Annotated in this window: 18 protein-coding genes; 3 read left to right on the forward strand and 15 right to left on the reverse strand. The window is 49.2% G+C overall.

The genetic code is table 11. The features are described 5' to 3' along the window. Nucleotides 1-31 precede the first annotated feature (31 nt). Genes ABYT30_RS00875 through ABYT30_RS00890 form a run of 4 tightly spaced genes read right to left on the reverse strand, consistent with a single transcriptional unit; the run spans nt 32 to nt 5,055 of the window. On the reverse strand, nt 32-1,246 hold the full coding sequence (locus ABYT30_RS00875; RefSeq protein ID WP_373078198.1) for a hypothetical protein: 1,215 nt from the start codon (nt 1,244-1,246) through the stop codon (nt 32-34). Further along, complete coding sequence (locus ABYT30_RS00880; RefSeq protein WP_373078196.1) at nt 1,243-2,025, reverse strand: hypothetical protein; 783 nt, start codon at nt 2,023-2,025, stop codon at nt 1,243-1,245. Before ABYT30_RS00880 ends, ABYT30_RS00875 begins: the two co-directional genes overlap by 4 nt. Before the next feature lie 10 nt (nt 2,026-2,035). Continuing rightward, a complete protein-coding gene (locus tag ABYT30_RS00885) occupies nt 2,036-3,379 on the reverse strand; it encodes a DUF1552 domain-containing protein (RefSeq protein WP_373078193.1) in 1,344 nt (447 codons plus the stop codon). Beyond that, nucleotides 3,376-5,055, reverse strand: coding sequence for a DUF1592 domain-containing protein (locus ABYT30_RS00890; RefSeq protein WP_373078192.1), 1,680 nt, complete (start codon nt 5,053-5,055; stop codon nt 3,376-3,378). The genes ABYT30_RS00885 and ABYT30_RS00890 overlap by 4 nt, the downstream gene beginning before the upstream one ends. Nucleotides 5,056-5,238: 183 nt before the next feature. Here ABYT30_RS00890 and ABYT30_RS00895 point away from each other — a divergent pair, with 183 nt between their 5' ends. Further along, the gene (locus tag ABYT30_RS00895) at nt 5,239-6,123 is read left to right on the forward strand and encodes a LysR family transcriptional regulator (protein ID WP_373078191.1); all 885 of its coding nucleotides are present in this window, start codon (nt 5,239-5,241) and stop codon (nt 6,121-6,123) included. Nucleotides 6,124-6,276: 153 nt separating this feature from the next. On the opposite strand, the gene ABYT30_RS00900 is transcribed toward ABYT30_RS00895, so the two are convergent. The 8 genes from ABYT30_RS00900 to ABYT30_RS00935 all read right to left on the reverse strand — a co-directional run bounded on the left by ABYT30_RS00900 (nt 6,277) and on the right by ABYT30_RS00935 (nt 17,549). Continuing rightward, entirely contained in the window at nt 6,277-7,800 is a 1,524-nt protein-coding gene (locus ABYT30_RS00900; RefSeq protein ID WP_373078188.1) for a malonyl-CoA synthase, read from the reverse strand. Nucleotides 7,801-7,874: 74 nt separating this feature from the next. Next, on the reverse strand, nt 7,875-8,642 hold the full coding sequence (gene madM, locus ABYT30_RS00905) for a malonate transporter subunit MadM (protein ID WP_373078187.1): 768 nt from the start codon (nt 8,640-8,642) through the stop codon (nt 7,875-7,877). Next, nucleotides 8,642-9,025: a malonate transporter subunit MadL gene (madL, locus tag ABYT30_RS00910; protein ID WP_373078185.1), complete on the reverse strand. Its 384-nt coding sequence runs from the start codon at nt 9,023-9,025 to the stop codon at nt 8,642-8,644. The genes madM and madL overlap by 1 nt, the downstream gene beginning before the upstream one ends. A 369-nt stretch (nt 9,026-9,394) precedes the next feature. Beyond that, nucleotides 9,395-10,549, reverse strand: a complete 1,155-nt coding sequence (locus ABYT30_RS00915; protein ID WP_373078183.1) for a hypothetical protein — start codon at nt 10,547-10,549, stop codon at nt 9,395-9,397. Nucleotides 10,550-10,601: 52 nt separating this feature from the next. Continuing rightward, complete coding sequence (locus ABYT30_RS00920) at nt 10,602-11,588, reverse strand: phosphotransferase family protein (RefSeq protein ID WP_373078181.1); 987 nt, start codon at nt 11,586-11,588, stop codon at nt 10,602-10,604. Nucleotides 11,589-11,845: 257 nt separating this feature from the next. Beyond that, complete coding sequence (locus ABYT30_RS00925; RefSeq protein ID WP_373078178.1) at nt 11,846-12,271, reverse strand: hypothetical protein; 426 nt, start codon at nt 12,269-12,271, stop codon at nt 11,846-11,848. A 373-nt stretch (nt 12,272-12,644) separates the two neighbouring features. Further along, entirely contained in the window at nt 12,645-15,032 is a 2,388-nt protein-coding gene (locus ABYT30_RS00930) for a TonB-dependent receptor (protein ID WP_373078176.1), read from the reverse strand. A 129-nt stretch (nt 15,033-15,161) separates the two neighbouring features. Then, nucleotides 15,162-17,549 (reverse strand): TonB-dependent receptor, encoded by a 2,388-nt coding sequence (locus ABYT30_RS00935; protein ID WP_373094887.1) that lies wholly within the window; start codon nt 17,547-17,549, stop codon nt 15,162-15,164. Nucleotides 17,550-18,044: 495 nt separating this feature from the next. Here ABYT30_RS00935 and ABYT30_RS00940 point away from each other — a divergent pair, with 495 nt between their 5' ends. Continuing rightward, complete coding sequence (locus ABYT30_RS00940; RefSeq protein WP_373078172.1) at nt 18,045-18,659, forward strand: TetR/AcrR family transcriptional regulator; 615 nt, start codon at nt 18,045-18,047, stop codon at nt 18,657-18,659. A 26-nt stretch (nt 18,660-18,685) separates the two neighbouring features. Next, nucleotides 18,686-19,627, forward strand: a complete 942-nt coding sequence (locus ABYT30_RS00945; RefSeq protein ID WP_373078171.1) for an alpha/beta hydrolase — start codon at nt 18,686-18,688, stop codon at nt 19,625-19,627. A gap of 113 nt (nt 19,628-19,740) precedes the next feature. On the opposite strand, the gene ABYT30_RS00950 is transcribed toward ABYT30_RS00945, so the two are convergent. The 3 genes from ABYT30_RS00950 to ABYT30_RS00960 are packed head-to-tail and all read right to left on the reverse strand — an operon-like array spanning nt 19,741 to nt 22,991. Continuing rightward, complete coding sequence (locus tag ABYT30_RS00950) at nt 19,741-20,604, reverse strand: ThuA domain-containing protein (RefSeq protein ID WP_373078168.1); 864 nt, start codon at nt 20,602-20,604, stop codon at nt 19,741-19,743. Nucleotides 20,605-20,616: 12 nt separating this feature from the next. Continuing rightward, nucleotides 20,617-22,329 carry an FAD-dependent oxidoreductase gene (locus tag ABYT30_RS00955; protein ID WP_373078166.1) on the reverse strand — a complete coding sequence of 571 codons (1,713 nt, stop codon included), beginning with the start codon at nt 22,327-22,329 and terminating at the stop codon, nt 20,617-20,619. Nucleotides 22,330-22,364: 35 nt separating this feature from the next. After that, nucleotides 22,365-22,991 carry a gluconate 2-dehydrogenase subunit 3 family protein gene (locus tag ABYT30_RS00960; protein ID WP_373078164.1) on the reverse strand — a complete coding sequence of 209 codons (627 nt, stop codon included), beginning with the start codon at nt 22,989-22,991 and terminating at the stop codon, nt 22,365-22,367. Nucleotides 22,992-23,418 lie beyond the last annotated feature (427 nt).

Here is a 23,418-nt window from a genome sequence, read left to right on the forward strand (position 1 = left end):
ACCCTCATTCTTACAAGTTTGCTTTTCTGCGTCACTGCGCGGCAGCTGATTCTAGCGTTTTAGCTCGCTGCGAAAACGTCGGAATCGGTGTGAGATCTGGGCGAACAATAAAAGCCGGAACCGCTTCAATACGAAACGCGGTGGACAATGTACTGCATTTACCCGTCACCGGATCGCGATCGCCATCAGCGTAGGTGTGCACCGCGTAATACATCGCGTGACAGTCTAAGCCGGTGAATAACTCGCCCTCGGCGTCAGCGCTTGACGGCGCAATATACTGATTCTGGGATATATAGCCGCCAAGAAAGCCCGTAGCAGTTCCATCTTCAAGCAATTTAAGCTCTAAGCGCGGCCGCTCGATTTTAAACGCGGGCCGACGGTTAGTCATAATATCGGGAACAAACAAGTCGGCGATGACGTCAGTTTCCAAAACCCCATTAACAATCCGCCCTGCAAATTGCCGATGTAAATGCGGGTCTATTTTGGGCGACAGACTCGCGCCGGCCATCACTTCACCACTGGGATTTTTCACCATGTTTTCGTTGCCAGCGTAAATATCAACACGGACACTTGAATCATTTTTGACGTTATCCACGTCGCTAATTTCAATTAGCATCGACCACATACCATTGCGCATTGCCTGGGTAAAATAAGGTACCAGCGTCCCTTTCTCCCGCAAGCCGTTCACACAAGCCAGCACCCGGCCAAGTTGATTGTCGATGCCCTTCCGGCCTTGGGAGTCGGTGTACTGCTTATGTGGGCACGTGTAATCGGTGATTGCGGAATCCTTGGTTTTGCCATCGAGATCAAGGCCGTCATTTCGATCCCCCGCCAGTGTATACATTTGCGGGTCTGGCGCTGAAAGCGGCTCGGCACAAACGTTCTCGCCATTGGGGCCGCGCTCTATCATTCTGCGGAATAACTCTTTGCGATTTTCTGCTTGCAGTAAACGCTGTTGCTCAGCGGGCGGCTTGGTCGCCAAGAACTCCTTGGTCGAGGTGATCGGCCAAACACCCTTAGGACACGCGGTTTCACCTTGCTCCATGGCATAGTAAAAATAGGTAACGACGAAGCCGAGTTTCTTGCCTTCGGCCGCGGTCCTTTTAAGGCCCGCAGCGGCTACATCTGTACTCGCCGCCGTCGCAAATATAGCTGTGCTTGCCACGGTAGTCAGGGACGCTACCAACAAAAACTTACGCACCGAAAGAAGTAAAAAATCGCTCATTGCGACTATTATCGTTTTCATTGTTCGATCACCTTGCTAGCGCCACTATTACCAACGGTCAAACTTCCAATGGCGGCTGCGGGCGAGCTTTCAACCCGCACGATCTGCCAGACGCCTCCGGCATTGGCGCCACGCATATCCTGTGCCCCAGTATCACCGCTATAAGTGTAAACAAGCCGTCCGCTATAGGCCCACTGGCGGATGCCATCGGGTCGGTCTACCGGTGTCCAGTCACCTAGCTTGGTCGCCAGCGCCGCTGCACGTACCGGCGGCCATACTTCGAGACATTCGGCATTACAGGCCGGCATCTCACCATCTTCCGCAAAGGTATACAGGGTCTGGCCACGGTAGTCCGTCAGTACAAAACCAACACTTCGGCGCTTAACCGCAACCGCAGGCGGCGCAGTCAATTTTGGCGCAATGCCCTCGTACACCAGGGCGTGCCAAACCCCGCCACTGCCTCCGCCATTAGCAACCCCAGGGCTTGAATCCCCCGTAAAATGGTAAACTGGGCGGCCCTTATAACTCCATTGCCAGCGCAAATCGCGGCGCAGTACCGGTTTCCAGTCACCAACCGCAACATCATCTGCTGCCGCCGCCAATGGCGGCCATACGTCCAAGCAAGTATCGACACAATCATCGCCACCCATATTGCCTAAATCACCGTCGTAGACGTAGAGCGTGCGCCCGCTATCTCCGGCGACAAACTGTTCCGGCTGTTCACCCTGCACCGTAATAAACTGCGGCCATAATCCGGCGCTAACCAAAACGGCTGTTGCTACTGCTATTGAAATTCCCATATAAACGCCCTTAAGCCAAAACGTCGCTAATAGACTGACTCACTTCTAGGGAGCCCTTGCCGAACGAGCCCGCGCGTACATTCATTGCGTGCATAGCGGTAAGTGCCGTTTTGGTTACCGGAGCGCCCTCCTCACGGATGTGCAGCCCGGTCTTGAATCGACCACCCGCACGCCCCGCGATAATCACCGGCAACTCATCGAGGGAATGCATTTTTGCAAAGGAAGTATCTGAGTGTGCGTAGACCAAGGTATTGTCGAGTAAAGTACTATCGCCCTCCTTGGCCGCCGCAAGCTGCTTCATCAAATAAGCAAAACCCTCCAGACTTTTTTGCGCGAACCACGTCGACTCGGGTTGATAACCGAGATTGGCATCCACCGCCTCTTGGTGGGTCAATATATGATGGGTATCGGCTGAACCGGGCTTTCGCAGCGTAGAAGCAGAGGGCGAAAACACCATATTAAAGACTTTAGTCTGGTGGCAAAGCAGCGCCATCACGGTAAGGTCGACCATTAACTTATGACTTTCGGTGACCACTTCGATGTCGGTACTGGGCCTTGACTCTGCCGGGGCACCGCTCGGTACTGTGCAGGCAAGCGCTGGCGCCGGTTCCTTCAACTGCAGCGCGAGCTGATTTTCCATCTCCCTCACCGAGGTAAAATAAGCATCTAGCTTTTGGCGATCTGCGGCGCCAACTTGGCGCATTAGTGCAGCGCGCTCGTCGCCAAACGCTGACAACACACTGTGCCTAAGTATGATATCTGGGCCGGGCTCAAATGTTGCCGAGTTTGGATCGCGAAACCCAGGACCGAACAACCGCGTATAAAGGCTCAAAGGCGTGAGTTCAGGTACCGCAACGGCGCCCGCACCCGCCGAACTATAGCTATCGGTGTGGCCGCCGGTAGCTGCCATATCGAGACTGCGAAACCGAACACCACCGCCCACCGCGCGGGCGATTAAGGCGTCAAAAGACGGGTCTGGCAGATCTTCTTTATTGGTCGGCGCGTAGCCGGTGCGTAACGACCATACGGCTGAGATATGCGGCTCATTTGCCCGGCCATCAAGCGGTGCCGTGTAACCAGAAAACAGTGAGAAGTGTTGTCGATAAGCGGCCAGCACCTCTAGTTCCGGCGTCATTTCCCAGTTTGCGCCGGTCGATTCCGGCACCCAGCGATCGGGATTCATACCGCACCCCCAGTGCCAAGTACCAAACCGCACTGGAATTTCCAAACCGGTATCGGCAAAGGCTTTGCCATTATCGTTTAGCAATATATCCAATAACGGCATACTCAAGCTAACCGCTGCGCCCTTAAACGTCGAACGAAGTAGACGACGCCGAGTAATATCACGAGTCATGACTTGTCCCCTTGTTGTATAGCCACTTGATCAGCACTGATCTCTACCGGTGGCGGCGAATAAAATTCGCGGCTAAGTGCGATCGTGCGAAGGAGCTTAGTTAAATTAAAGCCGCGCTCTGCATACTGCTCGTAAATGGCGTCAATTCGCTCGGAATCCTGTTGCTCAGGCGCGCGACCGGCACCGTAACTGTATAGGCGATTGATAAGACATGACGCAGCGGCGCCATCTTTGGCAAGTGTTGCACCAAGACCCGCGGCACCAATAAAGCTTTGATTGTGCAAACTACCGCTTAAATCAATTTCCGCACCGTTCTCGGTCATTCGCATCCCGGCAGCGCCGTCGAAACTTTCCAAGGGCAGACCGAGGGGATCCATTAGCTTGTGGCAGGCCACACACATTGGCTCGGTATTATGCGCAGTCAGCCGCTGGCGCGCTGTGGCGAAATTCGGATCAGAGACATTTTGTACCAAGGCGAAATCAACATTTGGTGGCGGTGCCGGAACCGATTGACACAGAATCAGCTCGCGCAAAGCCTTGCCCCGTAAAGTCGGTGAACTACGGCCGGGATGAGAATGCGCCATTAGGAACGCTGGTTGCGCTAAAATTCCCGCACGGGGATCGCCGGCCGCTAACTCACGCGCTTCCCAGCCACTGGGCGAGGTTACCGGTTCGCTATAGAGAAAACCGAGGGCGCGCGAGAAAAAAGTGTGCCTCGTCGTAAACACAGCGCGGTAATCTTGATCGCGACGCAATAAGGTGTCTACGATCGTGCGCAGTGTCTGCTCGCGCGCGTCACTAGCCAGCTTGGCGCTATACCGTGGGTAAATAGTGGGATCTTTTTGCAGTGCTAGTAAATCGTCCAAAGCCAGCATATCGTTGAAAAATGCCCGCACGCCTTTCTCATAACGCGGTGACGCCAATAAGCGATCTATCTCACGATGCAAGCCATTATCTGTGCGTAAACTGCCATTCTCAGCGGCGCTGAGTAATGCCTCATCCGGCGGCGCATTCCAAATTAGAAAACTAATACGCGAAGCCGTCGAGTAATCATCAAGTCGGTAGCCATCGCCCTGCCAGGTCGCACGCTCAACTCGGAATAAAAAGGGCGCGGTTTCCAACATCGCGCTAAGCGACAAAGAGAGTCCCCAGTAAAAATCTTTACCGACTTTAGCACCCTTGCGCGCAATGCCAACAAAGCGTTCTAACTCAGCCTCATTCAAGGCGCGACGATACAGAAAGCGACCCGCACGGGAAAAAAAAGTACGCGCGCAACGATCATCCGCTGCTTGGGTATTTACAGGTTTACAGCCGATTAGCAGTTCGCGATGTGCAAGGTCCGTTACCTGTTCAGCAATCTGGCGCGCTGCAGCATCATATTGTTCGAACCCTGAGGCGCTAACTGAGGCTTGCGCTGTGCCAATCGCGATTAACCCTTCTCTGCGGGGATCTGGCTCTAAGCGCGCGGAGATTTCGATATCGTCACCAAAAATATCGGCGATGGTTTGACGATATTGTTCTTGCGTCAGGCGCCTTAAGGAAACGATATCATCATGACCAGTACTTGCCATCGCCGCTTGGTTGCCAAGAAAAACTACAACAACTAACAGCAAATAGGCAAACCAAGCTCGCGGTGTAGTGGCGCTTTTGCACTCAAGTATTTTGAACGTAGCCATTCGGACCTCCTCACCAGCGCCAAGCCCCTATAGAGGCCGCGACTGTTATTTTTATTGATGCAGAGTATGATTCCAGTATTCGCAAGTCCAATGCTAAATTTACCCATATCTATGTCATAGATGTATAGATGGAAAATAAAGCGACATATCGAAGCCAAATACCATTCAGAATGGAATACCGCCATGATCGAAATCACATTACTAGAGCATTTTATCGCCGTCGCTAACGCCAGTAGCTTTACCCGCGCGGCAGTGCAACTGCATATTAGTCAGCCGGTACTCAGTAGGTCGATAAAACGCCTTGAAGAAAAAGTAGGCACGGCGCTGCTAGAGCGGACGAGTCGCAAGGTAGCCTTGACCGCCGCCGGGGAGGCCTTTCTTTCCGAAGCTTATTTTATTATTGAACGTTTAAAAATTGCCGCCAACGACGCGCGCCGCATAGGCAATGGCTTCACCGAAAAATTACGCATACGGGTTTGCCCATCAGTCAACTGGCACGCACAAGAGATTAGCCACGCGATTCGTCGGTTCCAAGGCAAGTGGCCTGACGTTCAGGTAGAAATAAGTCCGTTAATGAGTGTCAATCAAGCGGCCGCACTGCTCGCAGCGGATATTGATATTGGTTTTATTAACTTAGAAGAGGTTGACTGCACTGACCTAGAACACAAACACATTACCTCAGTGGTACCATGCGTGGCTGTTCCAAGCAGTTGGAAACTGCCAAAATCGGGTGTGACCCTATTCGAATTACGCGACCGGCCTTGGATGATTCCAGATCCAAAACTCGCCCCATCCGCGTATGACAAATTTTCTAAGGTCTGCCGCTCTACTGGCTTTGAGCCTCAAATTGCGGTTTTTGCCGAGGATGGTGCCACCGGTGCAATCCAAGTCGCCTGCGGCCTTGGCGCTGCGTTTGTGGAGCAGCCAGTGAATAATCCAACTGTTTTCGAGGGCATGGAGTTCATTCCCTTAAAAGACCTGCCCGATTCATTAATTGTGCATTACGCAATTGCGTGGTCGGCTACCGCACCGTCCTCTCAAATTGGCAACTTCCTATCAGTCTATTGACCAAGTTGGCAAAGCGACGGTTTGGCTGCTAAAAGTCATACTGGCAACGAGCAATTAACAACTTAATTTGCTTCCTCGTAGTATGGCCTCGACCAGTCAAAGACCCCGATTTTAATTCATCAGGGCTCTGCAGCGTTTATGGATCCGAACGAGTTAAGCAAGCAAAGCCTTAAACGTTTCGCGAAGCACATTCTTTTGTACTTTACCCATGGTATTTCTTGGCAACTCATCAAGGAATACGGCTTTTTTAGGCACTTTAAAGTTGGCCACCGACGTTTTCATTGCGCTAATAATAGCCTCTTCGCTTAACTCAGTTGCGCCATCCGCTACAATAACCGCCACGATGGCTTCGCCAAAATCTTTGTGGGGCACACCGATCACCGCAGATTCTTTAACCCCTGGCAAATCATCAATGATCAATTCAAGTTCTTTGGGGTAAACATTTAAACCGCCAGTAATAATTAGGTCTTTGGCCCGGCCGACAATGGATACATAGCCGTCTTCAGAAATAACGCCTTTATCGCCGGTATTAAAAAAACCGTCGGCGGTGAAATCTTCAGCTGTTTTCTCTGGCATTTTCCAATACCCCTTGAAGACATTGGCGCCTTTCACTTGTAAATCACCGATTTCGCCAGGCGCTAATACCTCGCCACTTTCGCCGACGACACGAACGTCAACACCTGGCAGAGCAAAGCCTACTGTCCCCGCTTTTCTTAGACCTGATAAGGGATTAGAAGTATTCATATTGGTTTCGGTCATACCATAGCGTTCTAAAATACGGTGGCCGGTGCGCTGCTCAAATTCATTAAATGTTTCCGCCAATAGCGGCGCCGAACCAGAAACAAACAAGCGAATATTTTTCACTACGGCTTTATCGAATTTATTTGAATCAAGCAAACGTGTGTAGAACGTGGGGACGCCCATCATTACCGTACACTTAGGGAGTAGTTCAATCACCGCATCAGTGTTAAACCCTGGTAGCCAGCGCATACTGGCGCCACTGAGCAATACGCAACCCAAAGCAACGAACAAACCATGCACATGGAAGATCGGTAAAGCGTGCAATAAAACATCATCTTCATTAAATGCCCAGGCCTCATTTAAGGACTGAGCATTGGTTAACAAATTATTATGCGTCAACATTATGCCTTTAGGCACACCGGTGGTGCCCGAGGAATACAGCAGCGCTGCCAAATCATCCTTGTCGCGATGAACTACGGCAAATTCTTCGCCACAGCTTCGCGAGTCGGCAATCAGGCTACCGCTGCCATCGGCGTTCAATGTGAGTAAATTTGCAATGCCATGCTTTTTAAGCAACGGCCCCATTAGCTCAACGCTCTCGCTATCACATACCACAACTGCTGGAGCGGCATTGCTTAAGAAATAATCTAACTCGGAGCTTTGATAACCGGTATTCAGTGGATGAAACACAAAGCCGCCACGTAAACAGGCCAAATACAGGCTCAGCGCCTCCGGCGACTTATGGACCTGCACCGACACGCGATCACCAATCTGCACGCCGAGATTAGACAGGTAGTTAGCAAGACGAGCTGACTCTTTATCAATATCGGCGTAGCTATACTTTATGTTAGCCCCCGTCACCAATAAGGGTTTGGCAGCGTGCGACTTAAATTGTTTTTGAAAGTGGAAGAATAGATTGAAGTTTGAATCTGTCATTGTAAATTCTCTACTAATTCTTTGAATGTGAAACTATTTCATAAGCGCTGCTTTTAAGAAGCACGGTTCCGGCGTCAATCTGGAAACAGCACCCTAACAATCAGGAATAGAACCGAGGGCGCTAACAAACAACCTACCCCAGTATAGAATGTAGCCGTCATAGCTCCGTAGGGAACCAACTTCGGATCAGTAGCAGCAAGCCCACCCGCAACACCACTGGTGGTACCCATTAAACCGCCATAAACCATCGCTGATTGAGGGTTGTTTAAACCAATACTTGAAGCGACAAAGGGTGTTCCCACCATCACCAATACCGATTTCACTAAGCCAGCTGCGACGCTGAGCGCGATAACCTCTGAACTTGCGCCCAAGGCCGTGCCAGTCACAGGCCCAACAATATAGGTAGCGGCACCCGCGCCGATAGTGCTAATGGATACTGCGTCAGTATAACCAAAGCCAACGGCGACCACGGCGCCAACGACAAATGATAAAACTACGCCGAGGATAATCGAAACCACACCGGCTAGGCCTGCATGTTTTATCTCGTCGATATCAGCGCCGTAGGCTGTCGCCACAATAGCGAAATCGCGGAACATGGCACCACCCAAAACCGCAACACCGGCGAACAGCGGGAAGTCGGCAATGCCTTTACTGCCATCTGTTATTAGACCGCTAAAATAGGCAATGACAAGCCCTAAGGTAATTGCTATAGCCGAGCCATGAAGATGGCCACGGGTAAACTTATTAGAAAACCAATAAGAAAACCAAACAAGCACACCAACAAATAAAAATGCCGTGAGAATGCCATTTTTTATTAATACCGCCTCAAGAGAATCTATCATTATGATTTATCTCCCGTGAGGGGTTTCTTGCCATTACCGATTTTTGATAATACCGGCACCATCAAAAAACCAACAACAACCGCTAGCACACCAGCTACCACCGCCATCCAGCCACTCGATAACGCTACCACCATATTTTGCTTGGCCGCCATTGCCACAATAATCGGAATATACATGGCGCTCCAAAACTTGATCCCAGACTCTGACATCGGCGATAAATGGAACTTTTTACTGGATATATTTGACATGATAATAAGAAACATCATGGCAATACCAACCCCGCCAACGTTCGCCTGAACACCGATAGCGATACCTAGCATATCACCTAGATAGCCACCCAAAAGTGTACAGAACGCAAGTAAAGCAACACCGTATACAATCATTTCTTATTAACCTTTATTATTAATATCAAGTGTATTTGAGGGTTGGTAAACTGAAGATATCAACATAAACTATAATTTCTAAGAAAAACCGTTACCAAATTTTTCTTAGAAGGGGGTAGCGCTAAAATTAGATGCGAACAAGTTATCCTTTCTTTACGACCGCTGGTCTTGCGTAATTTATTCGCACTGCACTACAGGGTAATAATACGATCACTTTCATTTAAATGTCGGTAAAAACCTGCCATCAATACCGTAATTTAAATTACAAGCGACCGTATCAGAGCTTCCGCTAAAGCTAATCTCTGTATCAATAAAGCATTTTTAAAGCGAATATCAATTTATCTAGCTTCAGCATAAAACCATTCGCCATTAAACAAAGGTCACAGACGGCCAGTTACCAATAACAATACTCTCAACATCCGCAAAACCGTGGTTGTCACCCTCACGAATACGCAGTGGCCGATCGCGAATTTCCCAGCGGCGATTCCCTGCTAACTTTTCTGGGTCATTCACGTCATCAACACACTCACCGTCGAGAAATTCTTCGCCCATATAAGCGCCGTGAATCTGGCCCTTCCAAGGACCGTACATTGCAGGGTTTAAGCGGAAGCCCATATCACTGTCGATTGCTTCAATTTCAAACACACGCTCGGTTGTGCTGCGACCTTCGCCACGCAATAGACAATATATCTTACCGCCCATGACCGCGTGATCACTTTCACGGTAAGTGATCTCCGGATACAACTGCAGGATTTGCGTTTGCTTACCATTTTCCTCATTGATAAAACCAGTAAACCACTCTAGCCCACGGGGCTCTTTGAATTCGCGGAAATAATAAGCAAGTTCATACTTGCTGCCATCTGGGCGAGTCAGTTGCGACACAAACCAGTTGAATTGGTAATCATTGTCAATTTTGCCAGATTTACTCGGCGGCAAATCTGTAGGGTCGGCACCAACATGCTCCCGCACACCCCAGCTGTGATCGCGGAAACCAAACCACTCATCGGGGTTGACCTCATGACGCACGCCGTCAATTTCAATCCAACCCGACACGGTTCCACTCTGGTGGTAACGCACTACGTCAGAGGTTTTGCGGCCACTATGAATCGCCAGATCGCGACCTTCAAAAAATGCGGGCATGGTGCTAGTCCACACCAAATCGTATTTGATCGGCTGCGCAGAATTTTCAGCAACACTAATCCGAAGCTTTTTATAAGGTTCAATCACTTCGTATTTCAGCGGGCCAACTGCCGTCTCGTCGATACGGGGGTTAAGTACCCGGCTGGCGCGAATAGTACGCTGCTGCGTGCCGCACTGTACGCCGGCAAAGCCATCAATGACATTACGATTGGTGTACTTACCCAAACCAAAACTGGCTTGCAGCTGACCATCTTTACGCGCCAACATAAACCACACTTTTTCAGTCCAGCCGTGGTCAACCTCACCAACCGACGCAAAGGTATTTGCGGTTTGGTGATTAAGGAACTCGTCCGCGCCGATCAAAGGCGAAATTGTTGGAACCATTTTTATAACCCTTTTTAAGTAATGCGCGTCTTTACGTTAACGCAACGACTATTCACCCTTGCTGTGTTTTATCAAGCATGGCATTTGCAATTGAAATATTTTCGCTCACCTTGGCGGCGAACAAACCAAAGCGCTCGTCGTCAGACTCACCGGCGGCAAATTGGTTAGCGGCCGTGACAATCATCGCGCTGAGCCGCGCTATTTGCGCCACCTCATGCCAGGCAACATTAGCGGCTGACCGCCCAGATGCCTTCTCCCATGCCGATATCACTTGATCTCGCGTCCACATACCCGATAGGCGCGTGGGCCGTGTCGGGCCGTGAAATTCACTTTCAAAGAAATACAATAAATAGCCCAGATCAGAAAGTGGCTCGCCGTTATAGGCAAACTCCCAATCCAACACCGCTGAAATGTGGCAATCCAAAAACATCATGTTCGTAATTTTACAGTCGCCGTGTACCACTGAGATATCACCGGAGCGCGGCGCCGGCGTCAGCAGCAACCGGTCAAACAATGCCACTAATTCTGCAGCATTGGCATCAGCGGATATTTTCCGCCAATGATCCATTTCTGCTTCAGGCGAGTGCGGGGCGCCAAGTGAATTGATTGCGGGCACTTTGGCGATACTGCCTACTGCAGAAATCCAATGCTGACAAAGCGTCCCTCTTTGCTCGGCTGCTAATGAGGTGAACCATTCTGGTAGGTCGTAATCGTCGAGCGCCAGGCCCTCGACTTTCTCCATAATGAAAAACGGCGCGCCAAGAAGCTCAGAACCTTCCTCGATGACGTGAATTTTAGGCACCTTCGGTCCACCGCTAACCTTACTTAGCTCATCGTAAATTCGCGCTTGCGTAAGGATACCGTGGGATTCAAACGAGTGCGTGGTAGATGCCAAGCGCAGAATCAAATCCAAGCCCTCAATGACATAAGTCTCGTTTGAATGACCTGCCGTAAGCGGGCGCAACTCCCGAATCTGATTACCATTGGGCAAGAAGGTCGCTAGGCGCTCGCGGAGCATGTCTGTATCACGGTAATTCATATTAATCCGCTAATTCCTTAGTTATAAGTTCTTCGGGAACTGAGTAGCCGGCAAATGAAATAATCCGCCGACACTCTATATTCACTCCGTTTTTTAAATTAGTGCTGGGCGCATGGGCAGTCGCAAACCTATGCTTTTAGCAACAAAAACTGTAGCGCTGTTCAAAGTGACGCGCATTCATAACACTATGCATTACACACACTCTATTGCATTAATTGACAAAGAGTCAAGAATGTTCAGCAACGGCGACGGAGGGATCATTCTGCCGGTATATCTCCAGAAGCACCCATTTTGATAATGGCCTTTTCAATTGAATCCATGCATGTTTGCAGTGCATCAGCTGGATTAATCTCTAAACACCGCGTTTTATCAGTTTCATACACTAGCACATGCCCAGACGGAATAAAGTAGGCTTCGCCGGCCTCAATCACCTCGTCAGGCCAATCAGAGCCGGGAAACTTAGCGCGAATACGGCCTTCAAACAAATAACCATAATGTGGACACGGGCATACCCCGCCCGGCAAACCGCCAAACACATATTGGTGAGTGCAGTCGAGGGGCTGATCTAGCGTGGTTAAACCCACCTCCATATCACCCCACTTCACCGTTTTAAAACCCTCGCGGCCAAGCGCGGGCCAACGGTCGCCAGCGTTTGGAAGATCGTCAAGTTTGCTGCTAGGCATTGCCCCTCTCCTGTTCACCGCCTCAATATTTTCTGCTAAGTATGTAAGCAAGTCTTTTACTGGGCTTTGTGCTTTGCCAATCTATTAAGGTTTCGAATTATCGAATAGCAAGCACAAGGTTTTAGAAAAACAGTAACGCAGGCTAGCGCCAACAATCCCTATAGGGTTTGTGTTAACCCTAGCTTGGTTAATCTGCGAATAATCATATTGAATACAAACAGATAAAGCTCACCACTTTTATACTCAATAAAACCCTATTTAGAATTATTAAAAATAAACTCAAAAATTCCCGATCACTTTCTGCATTTTTTAAGTCGGCCAACGAATATTTCTTGGCCGACTAAATTTCAGGCACTAAGCTATTTACTGTGCGCTACCAACTGTAGCCCGCCGAAATGCCAAACTGCCGATTGGCATCACTAGATATAAAATGGGCGATGTCGCGACGATCATTGACGACACTCAAATTGACCATCGACTGCACAGAAAACTGGTCAAGTAAATTTTTAACGTAGGCCGAAAGCTCTAAGCGATCATCAAGCCCTACCCACCCCAGCCTAAGATCCCAAATGCCGTAGGCTTCTTGAATGGTGAGTGGGTCTTGAGTGGTATTGAACTGCACATCATCTTGCCAGCGGCCAGAAAGCTGGGCATAACCGCTACTCGTATCGCTTAGCGGCACCGAATAGCGGGTAGAAAGCGACAACGACAGTTTAGGAGCATTGGCCAAGGTCTTACCTGAGGCATCTTGCGTATCGCAAGTGCCATTGCCATCGACATCTTCACCGCCAGCCTCACCCGGCTGCTGTCCGGTAAAACATTGTGGGTTAAAATCATTAAATATGGCCTCGTTGTAGAGTAAGGAGGCAGCAACAAATAATGACTCTGTCGGCTGGGCCTGAAGGTCAATTTCTACGCCCTGAGTTTGCAGCTCACCCGCATTTTGCACAGTGAAGCGAATAACCCCACCCGGGTCGGTCGCGCTCGGCGGCACAAATACCTGCGCCTGAAAGTCTGAAAACACGGTTCTGAACAGTGCAATATTCAATTGCAGGGCATTGTCGAAAAACCGCGACTTGCTACCGACTTCAATATTGAACGCTGTTTCGGCATTCACGGGATTAGCAAAGCTTTTTTCGAAATCGCTGGGTGGCGTCTGCACATCTATCGCGCCGCCGCGGTAGCCCGTCGACACGGTGCCATACAGGTTTGAATCCTCCGCGATGTCGAACTGGAGCGACAGAGTGCCAACAAAATCTTCATCCTCGATCGTGGCGGATACCGGTCCAGATATGGTTTCAATCGGCGGCCCACCGACACCGGTGGCTGTCATATCATCCTTATTATAGGCGTAGGCATCCTGCTGTTCCCAAATATGCCTTACCCCCCCAGTGAGATGCAAAACATCAGACATATGCCAGGTAGCCTGGGCGAACGTTCCGAAATTTTGGGTATACGCCGCCGTAATTTTATTTGTATAGATATCCACCGACCCCACGAATGGCGGCAGTCCGAGTAATACCGGTACTAATGGGTCGGCGGGCGAACCGACGAGCGCTAAACTGGCAGCAGGCACATTATCTAAATGACCATAAATATGCTGATCAGTTTTGTTATCAAACCACAAAGTCCCCACAGTCCAGTCCAGCGCCCCCGGCTCTGATGGCGCCAAACGCAGCTCTTGGGTGAATGTTGTAGTCGTACGGAATTCATTGAGGTCAGTGACGTCGACAGTATCACCCTCAAGATCAGGAAGGCTGATTAGATTGCGTAAGCTATAATCACGCCACCCCGTTACCGACGTTAAAACCACCTGGCCTAGCGTCCAATCTGCACTCAGCGTGTAGCCGTCGCTGCGGGTATCGGAACGATCATTGCCGAAAGTTTTAGTGGTGCGATTCTCCGGGCCATAGGGAATTTCAGGACTTTCGGCCGCTTTATCAGGGTTTGCCGAACGAAATGCAATCGGTGTTGTGGCGCCGTGAAGTCTGTTTGTTTCGTAACTTAGCCTTACGACCAAGTCCTCGGATGGCGTCCACATCAGTTTGCCACGCGCGCCCCAAGAATCATTGTTTGGCCCCGTTCTATTGTCATTTAGGGCATCTATATAAAAGCCCTCGGTTCTCTTGACAAAACCTGTTAAACGTCCGCTAAGGGTGTCTGTTAGCGGACCGCTAACCCCGTAATGTGAAGCAACCGAACCACCGGCATAGGTTTCGTAGGTTTCTACACTCCCGTTAACAAAGGCTTCAAACTCAGGCGCAGGGTCACGACTGATGACATGTATTAGACCAGCTGTAGAGTTTTTACCAAATAAGGTGCCCTGCGGTCCACGCAATACTTCTATGCGTTCTAAGTCCGCAAATTCAAAATTTGTCATCTCGGTGCGGGCCAATGGAACATTGTCGATCACCACCGACACATTGGACTCCACCGAAATACCCAATACTGCGGTGCCAACACCCCGCACACGGATAACCGAAGTGGACGGATCAGAAGTTGTACTGAACTGCACCGACGGTACCATCTTGGCGAGATCCTCGACATTGCCAATGCCGTTGTCCTCTAGAAAAGTTCGCGACATAGCGGTAATCGCCATCGGCACATCTTGCACGTTTTGTTCGCGTTTATTGGCCGTAACGATCACCTCTTCTAGCTGGCCAGTGCGTACTTTTTCCTGCGCAAAGGCATTACCCTGGATAGCCAATCCCACGCATAGCGCCAAGCTGGATAACTTGGCTAATGGTTTATGCTTTTCCATCCAATGATCCCTATTCTTATCCCATTAACTTTTTTACTTTCAACACCAAATTGCAGCAAGTAATGCATCCGTGCGTTATCACCACTGCCCTCTAGCCTCGGAGCCAAAAGCTGCTCCATGCTCGCAACATCACCAACTGTAGCCGGCCGAGATGCCAAACTGGCGATCGGCATCATTAGAGATAAAGTGGGCAATATCACGACGATCGTTGACAACACTCAAATTAACCATCGCTTGCGTAGAGAACTGGTCGAACAGGTTCTTCACATAGGCCGAAAGCTCTAAGCGATCATCATGCCCTACCCAACCCATACGCAAATCCCAAATCCCGTAAGCTTCTTGAATGGTCAATGGATCCTGGGTGGTATTCATTTGTACATCATCTTGCCAGCGACCCGAAAGCTGGGCATAGCCCCTACTGGTATCACTTAAGGGCACTTCATAGCGCGTGGACAATGAGAATGATAGTTTCGGTGCGTTGGCCAAGGGCTTACCTGAGGCATCTTGCGTATCGCAAGTTCCGTTGCCGTCAGTGTCTTCACCGCCTGCCTCGCCGACATTCTGGCCAGTAAAACATTGTGGGTGAAAATCATTAAATATGGCTTCGTTATAAAGGAACGAGCCCGCAATAAATAGAGATTCTGTCGGCTGGGCCTGAAGGTCAATTTCTATGCCTTGAGTTTGTAATTCACCCGCATTTTGTACCGTAAAGCGAATGACGCCGCCGATATCTGACGAGCTCGGTGGTACAAATACTTGCGCTTGAAAATCTGAAAACACTGTCCTGAAAAGCGCTATATTCAGCTGTAGCATATTATCAAAAAAGCGTGATTTGCTCCCCACTTCAAAGTTGAGCGCGGTCTCTGCCTTCACGGGGTTCGCAAAGGTTTCTTCGTATTCACTAGGTGGCGTTTGCAAATCAATAGCGCCACCACGGTAGCCCGTCGACACTGTGCCATAAAGATTTGAATCTTCAGCAACATCGAATTGAACCGATAAAGTACCAACAAAATCTTGATCCTTAATCCCACCCGATATCGGCCCGGACACGGTTTCAACAGGAACCGCACTTACGCCAGTAGCGGTCATAATATCTTTATTATAGGCGTAAGCTTCCTGCTCCTCTGATATGTGGCGAACGCCCGCAGTCAGGTGCCAAAGATCAGTAATATGCCAGGTGCCTTGTGCAAAAATCCCAAGATTTTTTGTGTAAGCCGCAGTCGTTTTATCGGTTTCAATATCAACCGAGTCGGCCATAACGGGAGAGGTTAATAATACTGGAACAAGGGGATCAGCTGGCGAACCGACGAGTGCTAAGCTACCTGCGGGAACATTATCAACATGGCCAAAGACATGTTCATCGGTCTTATTATCAAACCACAAAGCACCGATAGTCCAGTCCAGCGCCCCTGGCTCAGATGGCGCGATACGCAGCTCTTGGGTAAATGTCGTGGTATCTCGACGAGTAAAGATATCCCTGACATCTAGACTATCGCCCTCTAAGTCTGGAAGGCTAATATTATTGTTGAGCCCATAGTCGCGCCAGCCGGTGACCGAGGTTAAAACAACCGGCCCCAAGGTCCAATCCGCGCTAAGGGTATAGCCATCACTGCGGTTATTCGAACGGTCTAGGCCAAAGGTTTTGGTGGTGCGATTCTCCGGCCCATAAGGAATCTCTGGCGTCTCAGCCTCTTTATCAGGATTGGCCGAGCGAAAGGTGATCGGCGTTGTGGCGCCATGAGCTCGATTGGTTTCGTAGTTGAGCTTTACAATCAAGTCCTCAGTTGGCGTCCACATTAATTTGGCGCGACCACCCCAAACGTCATTATTTGGGCCTGTTCTATTGTCATTCAGGACATCGATATAAAATCCTTCAGATCTTTTGACAAAACCAGTTACACGCCCGCTGAGCGTATCGGTCAATGGACCACTCACACCCATGTGGGACGTCACCGTACTACCGGGAAAAGTTTCGTAGGTCACTGCATCTATTTTGGTGAAGGCTTCAAATTCTGATGCAGGATCTCGGCTGATCACATGGATTAAGCCCGCCGTGGAGTTTTTGCCAAACAATGTACCCTGTGGCCCACGTAATACCTCAATGCGCTCCAGATCCGCAAACTCGAAATTAGTCATCTCGGTGCGCGCTAAGGGAACATTATCGACCACCACAGACACATTAGATTCTACTGCAATCCCCAATACTGCCGTACCAACACCACGTACGCGAATAACGCTGGTCGAAGGGTCAGATCGCGTTTCAAACTGCACAGACGGCACCATCTTGGCAAGATCTTCGACGCTACCAATGCCATTATCTTCGAGGAATGTCCGTGACATAGCGGTAATCGCCATCGGCACATCTTGCACGTTTTGTTCACGTTTATTGGCCGTCACGATCACTTCTTCGAGCTGGCCGGTGCGCACTTTCTCTTGCGCGTACGCGCTACCCGACGTAGCTAAGCCTACACAGAATGCCAGCGTGGATAATTTGACTAGTGTTTGATTTCTCAGCATATTCTGACCCTTATCAGTATTTTGACGCGAGGAAAAAAGTCCTCACGCATAGGGAAATTCGCCACTTAGAGCATACTCATTGGCACGCATGGGCATATCTAATCTTTACTTGTTATATGTCTTTAATTTTGTCGATTAAATACGCTTCAGACTAGTCATATTTCCCGCCTGGCCCGACCTCGCTAAAACTTAGCAGCTGCCCCAGCTAAACGCCTTTAATCTTTATAAAATTATGTATTGCACCATACTCTATGCATTATTTATTTGACAATAATCTAGCATTAAATATTGACCGTCAAGTTAATTTTGACTACCGTCTAATTTTTGCTGGCGCGGCCACAATCAATTGTTGCTAACCTCGCCACCCTTACCAGCCTATAGAACATCTCAACTGCGAGCATAGAAAACCCAAATAACCGCACACGCACAGGTGGCCAGTCAAACCGCTGGCGGAAAATACATTTAATTCCTTAAACCGATGGATAAACAAGACGCATGGCCACAACCCGCCGCAGAGGAAAAAAAGACTCTAAAACCAGAATTAGGCTAATAGATGAAGCGTTAATATTGCTATCAGAAGACGGCATCAGCGCCCTCTCAGCACGAAATTTAGCGCAGCGCTTAGACCTTAGCTTTCAGATAGTGCATTACTACTTCAAATCAATGGACGACCTACTGATAGCCGTGATTGACCACTGCATGACTGGCTTGCTTACTATTCTGGAGGGTGCGATCGATTCCGATAACCCGCTGGAGACCTTGATTGAGCTCCATAAAGGGCAAGCGGCAGCGGCATTGAGCTTAGAATTTGAGATTTATGCTGGACGTAGACCAGCCCTTCGTGAGCCAATCAAGCGTTATACAGACCTATTTCGGCAGGCCGAGTATGAGGCAGTATCGTGCCATTTAAAGAAACATAATATCGACAAGAACTTACCCCCACTCGCCGTAACGGTAATGCTTACAAGCGCATTCCGTGTCTTGGCGATAGAAAATGCCATAGGGGTCACCATGGGGCATAAAGAAACACTGGCCTGGTTGAGTTCCCTGCTTAGCTTCCCAATTACGCATCCCGCAGAGCTGACGACAAATCCAGCGACAACGTCTTAAATCACTACTTTAAGGAACATAGGAACATGCCAATACTCCCCCCACTCAAACCCATGTTTGATGCAATGAATTCGGCAGATATGGCTGACACAAATCAAACAATTGCAGAACGACGCGTCATGATGGATACCATGGTTGAGCAGAGCTTTACTCAGCTGCAAATACCGCAAGCACCTTTAGCAGAAGAAAGGGACGTTCAAATCCCAGTGGCTGGAGGTGAGATTGCCCTACGTATTTACCGCGCAGCACCAAACGGTAAATCCAAGCCCTGCCATCTTTATTTTCATGGCGGCGGTTTTTGGATGGGCACCCTCGCACAGGGCGACTCGGCTTGCCGAGCCATTGCCCATGGCGCCGATTGCGTGGTGGTTTCGGTTGATTACCGGCTCGCTCCTGAATATAAATTCCCAACTGCGGCGGAAGACGCCTATGCAGCATTATTGTGGGTTACGGAGCACAGCGCCGCACTGAATATTGATGCGAGTAAAATTTCCGTGGGTGGTGGCAGCGCTGGCGGCAATCTCGCCGCCGCTGTCGCACTTATGGCAAGGGATCGCTCAGGCCCGAAAATTGTTTCGCAGCTACTCGAAATTCCCGTAACGGACTTAAGCTCGGACAAGCTACTTGAATTCCCCGAGGAGGATTTAACGGTCGCTTCCGGAAAAACTCAGTACGGCGGCTTGTACTTAAGCACCAGCGTCGACGCCAGCAACCCCTACGCCTCGCCGCTGCTAGCCGACGATCTCAGCAATTTGCCGCCAGCGCTGATCATGACTGCGGAATACGACCCACTGCAGCCTGAAGGTGAGAAATATGCGCAGCGACTACAGCAGGCGGGTGTAGAAGTGGAATACAAATGCTGGGAAGGACAGTTTCATGGCTCGCAAGCCTTGTCTGCGCTGATCCCAGCAGAAGCAGCAGAGTACAGTGCGAAAATTATACAAGTGCTTCGTAAATACCAGAATTAATATCAAACTGTTTGAGAGGAAATACACACCGCCTGCAAAACAGTGGGCGGTTTAGACAAAGTGAAAAGGCGTTCCGAGAGGCTGAAATTAGTCATTAGGACCGCTGATTTTATTTAGTCTCTTCTGCGCCTCGCCCAATTCATCGCCTTGCTGATCAATAATTGGTATTCGGGATTACCGTAGGTCGCCGCCTGATGGCCAATAGCAGAATAAAACACGCGGCCTCGACCTAAGCTATGTCGCCATACTATAGGATGTTCGCCGTCCATGTGATCGTTTATGCCCATCCAATTTTCACCCTTGGTGATATAGGAGCTTTCATCCAGCGCTAACAAAATTTCATAGCCTTTATCACGCGGGTTACTCGCAAAGGCGTACCATTCTTCGTTAGCTATCCGCCATGGACTACTTAAATGGGCGGTAATCGGCGACTCACTATCAGCAATATACACATCTGCATCCTGAAATTGCGGATTCAAGGTATGGCCAATAAATTGAGTACCGATTAGCGTATTTACAAACCAGGCCCAGTCATAGCTAAAATCGCCGCCACTGGCATGTAAACCGACCCAGCCACCACCTTGCTCTAGCCAAATTTTAAGGGCCCTGCGCTGCGCAATAGTTAAAACATCGCCAGAGACATTATTCCAGACCACAAGGTCGAACTGTTTCAGCATGTCCGCATTGTGAGATGCGGCGTTATTAGTAATAAACACATCCCAGCCCTGAGATTTGGCTATGCGCTTTAGCATAGCGTCGGCAGCAGGAATGCCGTCCCTATGAATAAACCCATTAGTTTTATTCAATACCAGCACAGCAGGTCGACTCATAACAGAAAAAACCGGCGTAAGAGTTTCGTAGTCTTTGCGTGGAATTAGACCAGTTTCTTTTAGCTTTAAATAGCCAAAACTGAGCAAACCAAGTGTTACTAACAAGAATCCTAAGCCACCTATTTTTAAATTTCTTTTCCAATTCATGGCAATTAACTCCTAAATTTTCCCTGCGCGCATTTGCTGCACAGCGTAATCACAGGCACGAGCTGTAAAGGCCATGTAAGTAAGCGAAGGATTAACACAGGACGACGAGGCCATAAAAGAGCCGTCAGTAACAAATAAATTAGCGACATCATGGGCTTGATTATGTTTATTAAGGACGGCCTGAGCCGGGTCATCACCCATTCTTGCCGTTCCCATTTCGTGAATACCAGAGCCCGGCACCGACAGTGTCTCGGTGTCACCAAATGGCATTGAATACGCCGCACCTGCGGCCTTCATTATTCGCTCGCCTTGTGTTTTGAGGTCTCTCGCCATCGCCTTTTCATTGTCACCCCAAGTGAAATCGAACACTACCTGGGGAATACCAAAACGATCTTTTTTAGTTTTGCTCAGATACACTCGGTTGCGCTTTTGCGGCAGACATTCACCGAACCCAGCTGCATAAAAAGTCCACGTGGGCGGAATACTGCTAAGTTGCATTTTTAAATCTGCGCCAAAGCCCTTATTGTTATAGCTCTCCATCCAATTACCGCTCATAAGTGCAGTCTGAAAGCCGTATCCGCGAACAAAATTTGCGTCGTCATCCTGTTTTGCGACATTCCGAAAACGCGGTATATACAGTCCTGTGGGTCGATTTCCGTAATAATAGGAACCAGTGTTCTCACTAAAAATACCAGCGGCGCCAATACCCAGAAAATGATCCATTAAATAATTACCCAAAACGCCGCTGCTGTTAGCCAAGCCATTTGGAAATGCCTCGCTAGAAGAATTCATCAGCAGCTGAGTGGTCCCGACCGTAGATGCGCAAAGGAAAAATACTCGAGCGCTGTAGGCGCTACGCTTGCCGGTTTTTGCATCGATCACATGTACTTTGCTAATTTTTCCAGTGTTCGCATCGTATGCAAGACGCTCAACGACGGAATCAGCCTTAAGCGTCAGATTTCCTGTCGCGCGCGCTGCCGGTAAGGTCGAGCTTTGGGAGCTAAAATAGCTGCCAGTAGAACAGCCATTCTCGCAGGGTCCGCAGTAATGGCAGGCGGATCGACCCGGCAGATTCTCTGTGAGAATGGCGGTTCGGGCGTTCGTTAGCGTAAGTTCAGGGGTATTTCTCTTTAACCGCTTAGCAATAGTTTTCTCAATTTCGAACCATTCCATTGGTTTCTGGAATTCGCCATCAGGCAATTGCGGCAAGCCTTCCTTACGACCATTTACTCCAATGAACTTCTCTACGTAACTATACCAGGGTGCGATATCACTGTAGTTAACAGGCCAAGGCGAGCCGTGACCATCCTTGGCATTAGCCAGAAAGTCCTGCTCACTCCAGCGGTAGGTTTGACGACCCCACATTAAGGAGCGCCCGCCCACTGCGCCACCTCGGTGCCAATCGAAGGGCTTTCCCTCCGTCATTGAGTAGGGATTCTCTTTGTCGTTGTTCCAAAACTGGGTATTAGCATTACTAAAGGCATAGAGCTTACTTTGCACTTCGAACTGTTCGGCATCAGTCTTTCGGTCGGGCTTACCATTAAAGGGTAATTTCCAGCTCGGTGCATGTTCACCGAAATAGCCGGTACCGTGCTGTAAATCACGACCACGCTCTAGCACCAAAACTTTAAGGCCTTTTTCCGTTAGCTCTTTTGCCGCCCAGCCGCCAGTGATGCCAGAGCCTACGACAATGGCATCAAAATCATATTCTGTTACTGGAATCATTTTCATTTCCTCTATTTTCCTTGTCGCTGGCAAACTTAACGATAGAAATTAAACGGTGCCCATGTGGCATCTTTTGCAGTACGGCGGTAATTACCGTCGAACTTCATTGGCATAGCGTTATAGCGCAAGACCTGAGTCGCGCCTACCTCAGACGTAAAGAACCCCCAAATGGTCAGCTCTTTGAGCTGACAAATAAACGGCGCGTCACTGATGAAGGCTCTTCGTACATTACCAGCTACATACCACGAGCTATCGGCCGCCTGTGCTTCTAGTGTTTCCAGTACCTGTAGCTGCTGTGCTTTTGACAAGCGTTCATAGGGCTTACCTAATTCTGTTGAAACTCGCGTGTCTAGGTCCCGCAAACCAGCCAGGAAAATGCCACGCTCCTGCTCGTTAAACCAATCTTGCACCATTAATTCAATGAATTGGCTAACATTGGCATCACTGGCGCCCGGTGTGTCAGTGCGGGGTATTATTATATCCGCTGCTGCGGTAATTATTTCGCGCTGCCTCTTACTAAATAGCTTCGCAGGACCTTTAGCGTAATCATCCGCTGTCGCTAAATATTGCATCTGTACTGAGTTCAATCCCAATGCATTAGCAGAGGTCATAACTCCACCCACTAAAATAGCGGCACACTGCATTAATTCTCGTCGATTCATAGCATTAACCCCGTCACTAGCAAGACGCTGCGATATGCGCCACGCTAAAAAATTATTTATAAAGCTCTTTGCAAAAGCAAATTCCTAGGCCTTGACTATATCGCGAATGGCATTGCGACAAATAAAGTAGCCTTCGCCCAGCAAATGGAGCTCGTCATCACTAAAACCCATCGCGAATTGAGTCATCCGCTTTATCTAAAAATAGTGGGTAGCGATTTACCCAAGCGGCCTCGCCTGCTATATTTTTTTCAATCATCTCATTTAGCATTTCAATCTCAACTCCATAACTCCCGCGCGAGGAAGCACACTTTGAACATAGATTTTCGTACTGGGCGATGTTGAATTAATTTTCATTACAATTTTATTAATATTTTCGACTGAGCTCCCTATCATTAGTACCGATCAGTAAAAAATATTTTTAGGCATA

The sequence above is a fragment of the Zhongshania sp. genome, assembly GCF_041623545.1.
In the GTDB taxonomy this organism is placed as follows: Bacteria; Pseudomonadota; Gammaproteobacteria; order Pseudomonadales; family Spongiibacteraceae; genus Spongiibacter.

What these genes read in the sequence shown, in the direction of transcription:
- ABYT30_RS00875 (WP_373078198.1), bottom strand. Translation starts at nt 1,246, where the DNA reads ATGAAAACGATAATAGTCGCAATGAGCGATTTTTTACTTCTTTCGGTG.
- ABYT30_RS00880 (WP_373078196.1), bottom strand. Translation starts at nt 2,025, where the DNA reads ATGGGAATTTCAATAGCAGTAGCAACAGCCGTTTTGGTTAGCGCCGGA.
- ABYT30_RS00885 (WP_373078193.1), bottom strand. Translation starts at nt 3,379, where the DNA reads ATGACTCGTGATATTACTCGGCGTCGTCTACTTCGTTCGACGTTTAAG.
- ABYT30_RS00890 (WP_373078192.1), bottom strand. Translation starts at nt 5,055, where the DNA reads ATGGCTACGTTCAAAATACTTGAGTGCAAAAGCGCCACTACACCGCGA.
- ABYT30_RS00895 (WP_373078191.1), top strand. Translation starts at nt 5,239, where the DNA reads ATGATCGAAATCACATTACTAGAGCATTTTATCGCCGTCGCTAACGCC.
- ABYT30_RS00900 (WP_373078188.1), bottom strand. Translation starts at nt 7,800, where the DNA reads ATGACAGATTCAAACTTCAATCTATTCTTCCACTTTCAAAAACAATTT.
- madM (WP_373078187.1), bottom strand. Translation starts at nt 8,642, where the DNA reads ATGATAGATTCTCTTGAGGCGGTATTAATAAAAAATGGCATTCTCACG.
- madL (WP_373078185.1), bottom strand. Translation starts at nt 9,025, where the DNA reads ATGATTGTATACGGTGTTGCTTTACTTGCGTTCTGTACACTTTTGGGT.
- ABYT30_RS00915 (WP_373078183.1), bottom strand. Translation starts at nt 10,549, where the DNA reads ATGGTTCCAACAATTTCGCCTTTGATCGGCGCGGACGAGTTCCTTAAT.
- ABYT30_RS00920 (WP_373078181.1), bottom strand. Translation starts at nt 11,588, where the DNA reads ATGAATTACCGTGATACAGACATGCTCCGCGAGCGCCTAGCGACCTTC.
- ABYT30_RS00925 (WP_373078178.1), bottom strand. Translation starts at nt 12,271, where the DNA reads ATGCCTAGCAGCAAACTTGACGATCTTCCAAACGCTGGCGACCGTTGG.
- ABYT30_RS00930 (WP_373078176.1), bottom strand. Translation starts at nt 15,032, where the DNA reads ATGGAAAAGCATAAACCATTAGCCAAGTTATCCAGCTTGGCGCTATGC.
- ABYT30_RS00935 (WP_373094887.1), bottom strand. Translation starts at nt 17,549, where the DNA reads ATGCTGAGAAATCAAACACTAGTCAAATTATCCACGCTGGCATTCTGT.
- ABYT30_RS00940 (WP_373078172.1), top strand. Translation starts at nt 18,045, where the DNA reads ATGGCCACAACCCGCCGCAGAGGAAAAAAAGACTCTAAAACCAGAATT.
- ABYT30_RS00945 (WP_373078171.1), top strand. Translation starts at nt 18,686, where the DNA reads ATGCCAATACTCCCCCCACTCAAACCCATGTTTGATGCAATGAATTCG.
- ABYT30_RS00950 (WP_373078168.1), bottom strand. Translation starts at nt 20,604, where the DNA reads ATGAATTGGAAAAGAAATTTAAAAATAGGTGGCTTAGGATTCTTGTTA.
- ABYT30_RS00955 (WP_373078166.1), bottom strand. Translation starts at nt 22,329, where the DNA reads ATGATTCCAGTAACAGAATATGATTTTGATGCCATTGTCGTAGGCTCT.
- ABYT30_RS00960 (WP_373078164.1), bottom strand. Translation starts at nt 22,991, where the DNA reads ATGAATCGACGAGAATTAATGCAGTGTGCCGCTATTTTAGTGGGTGGA.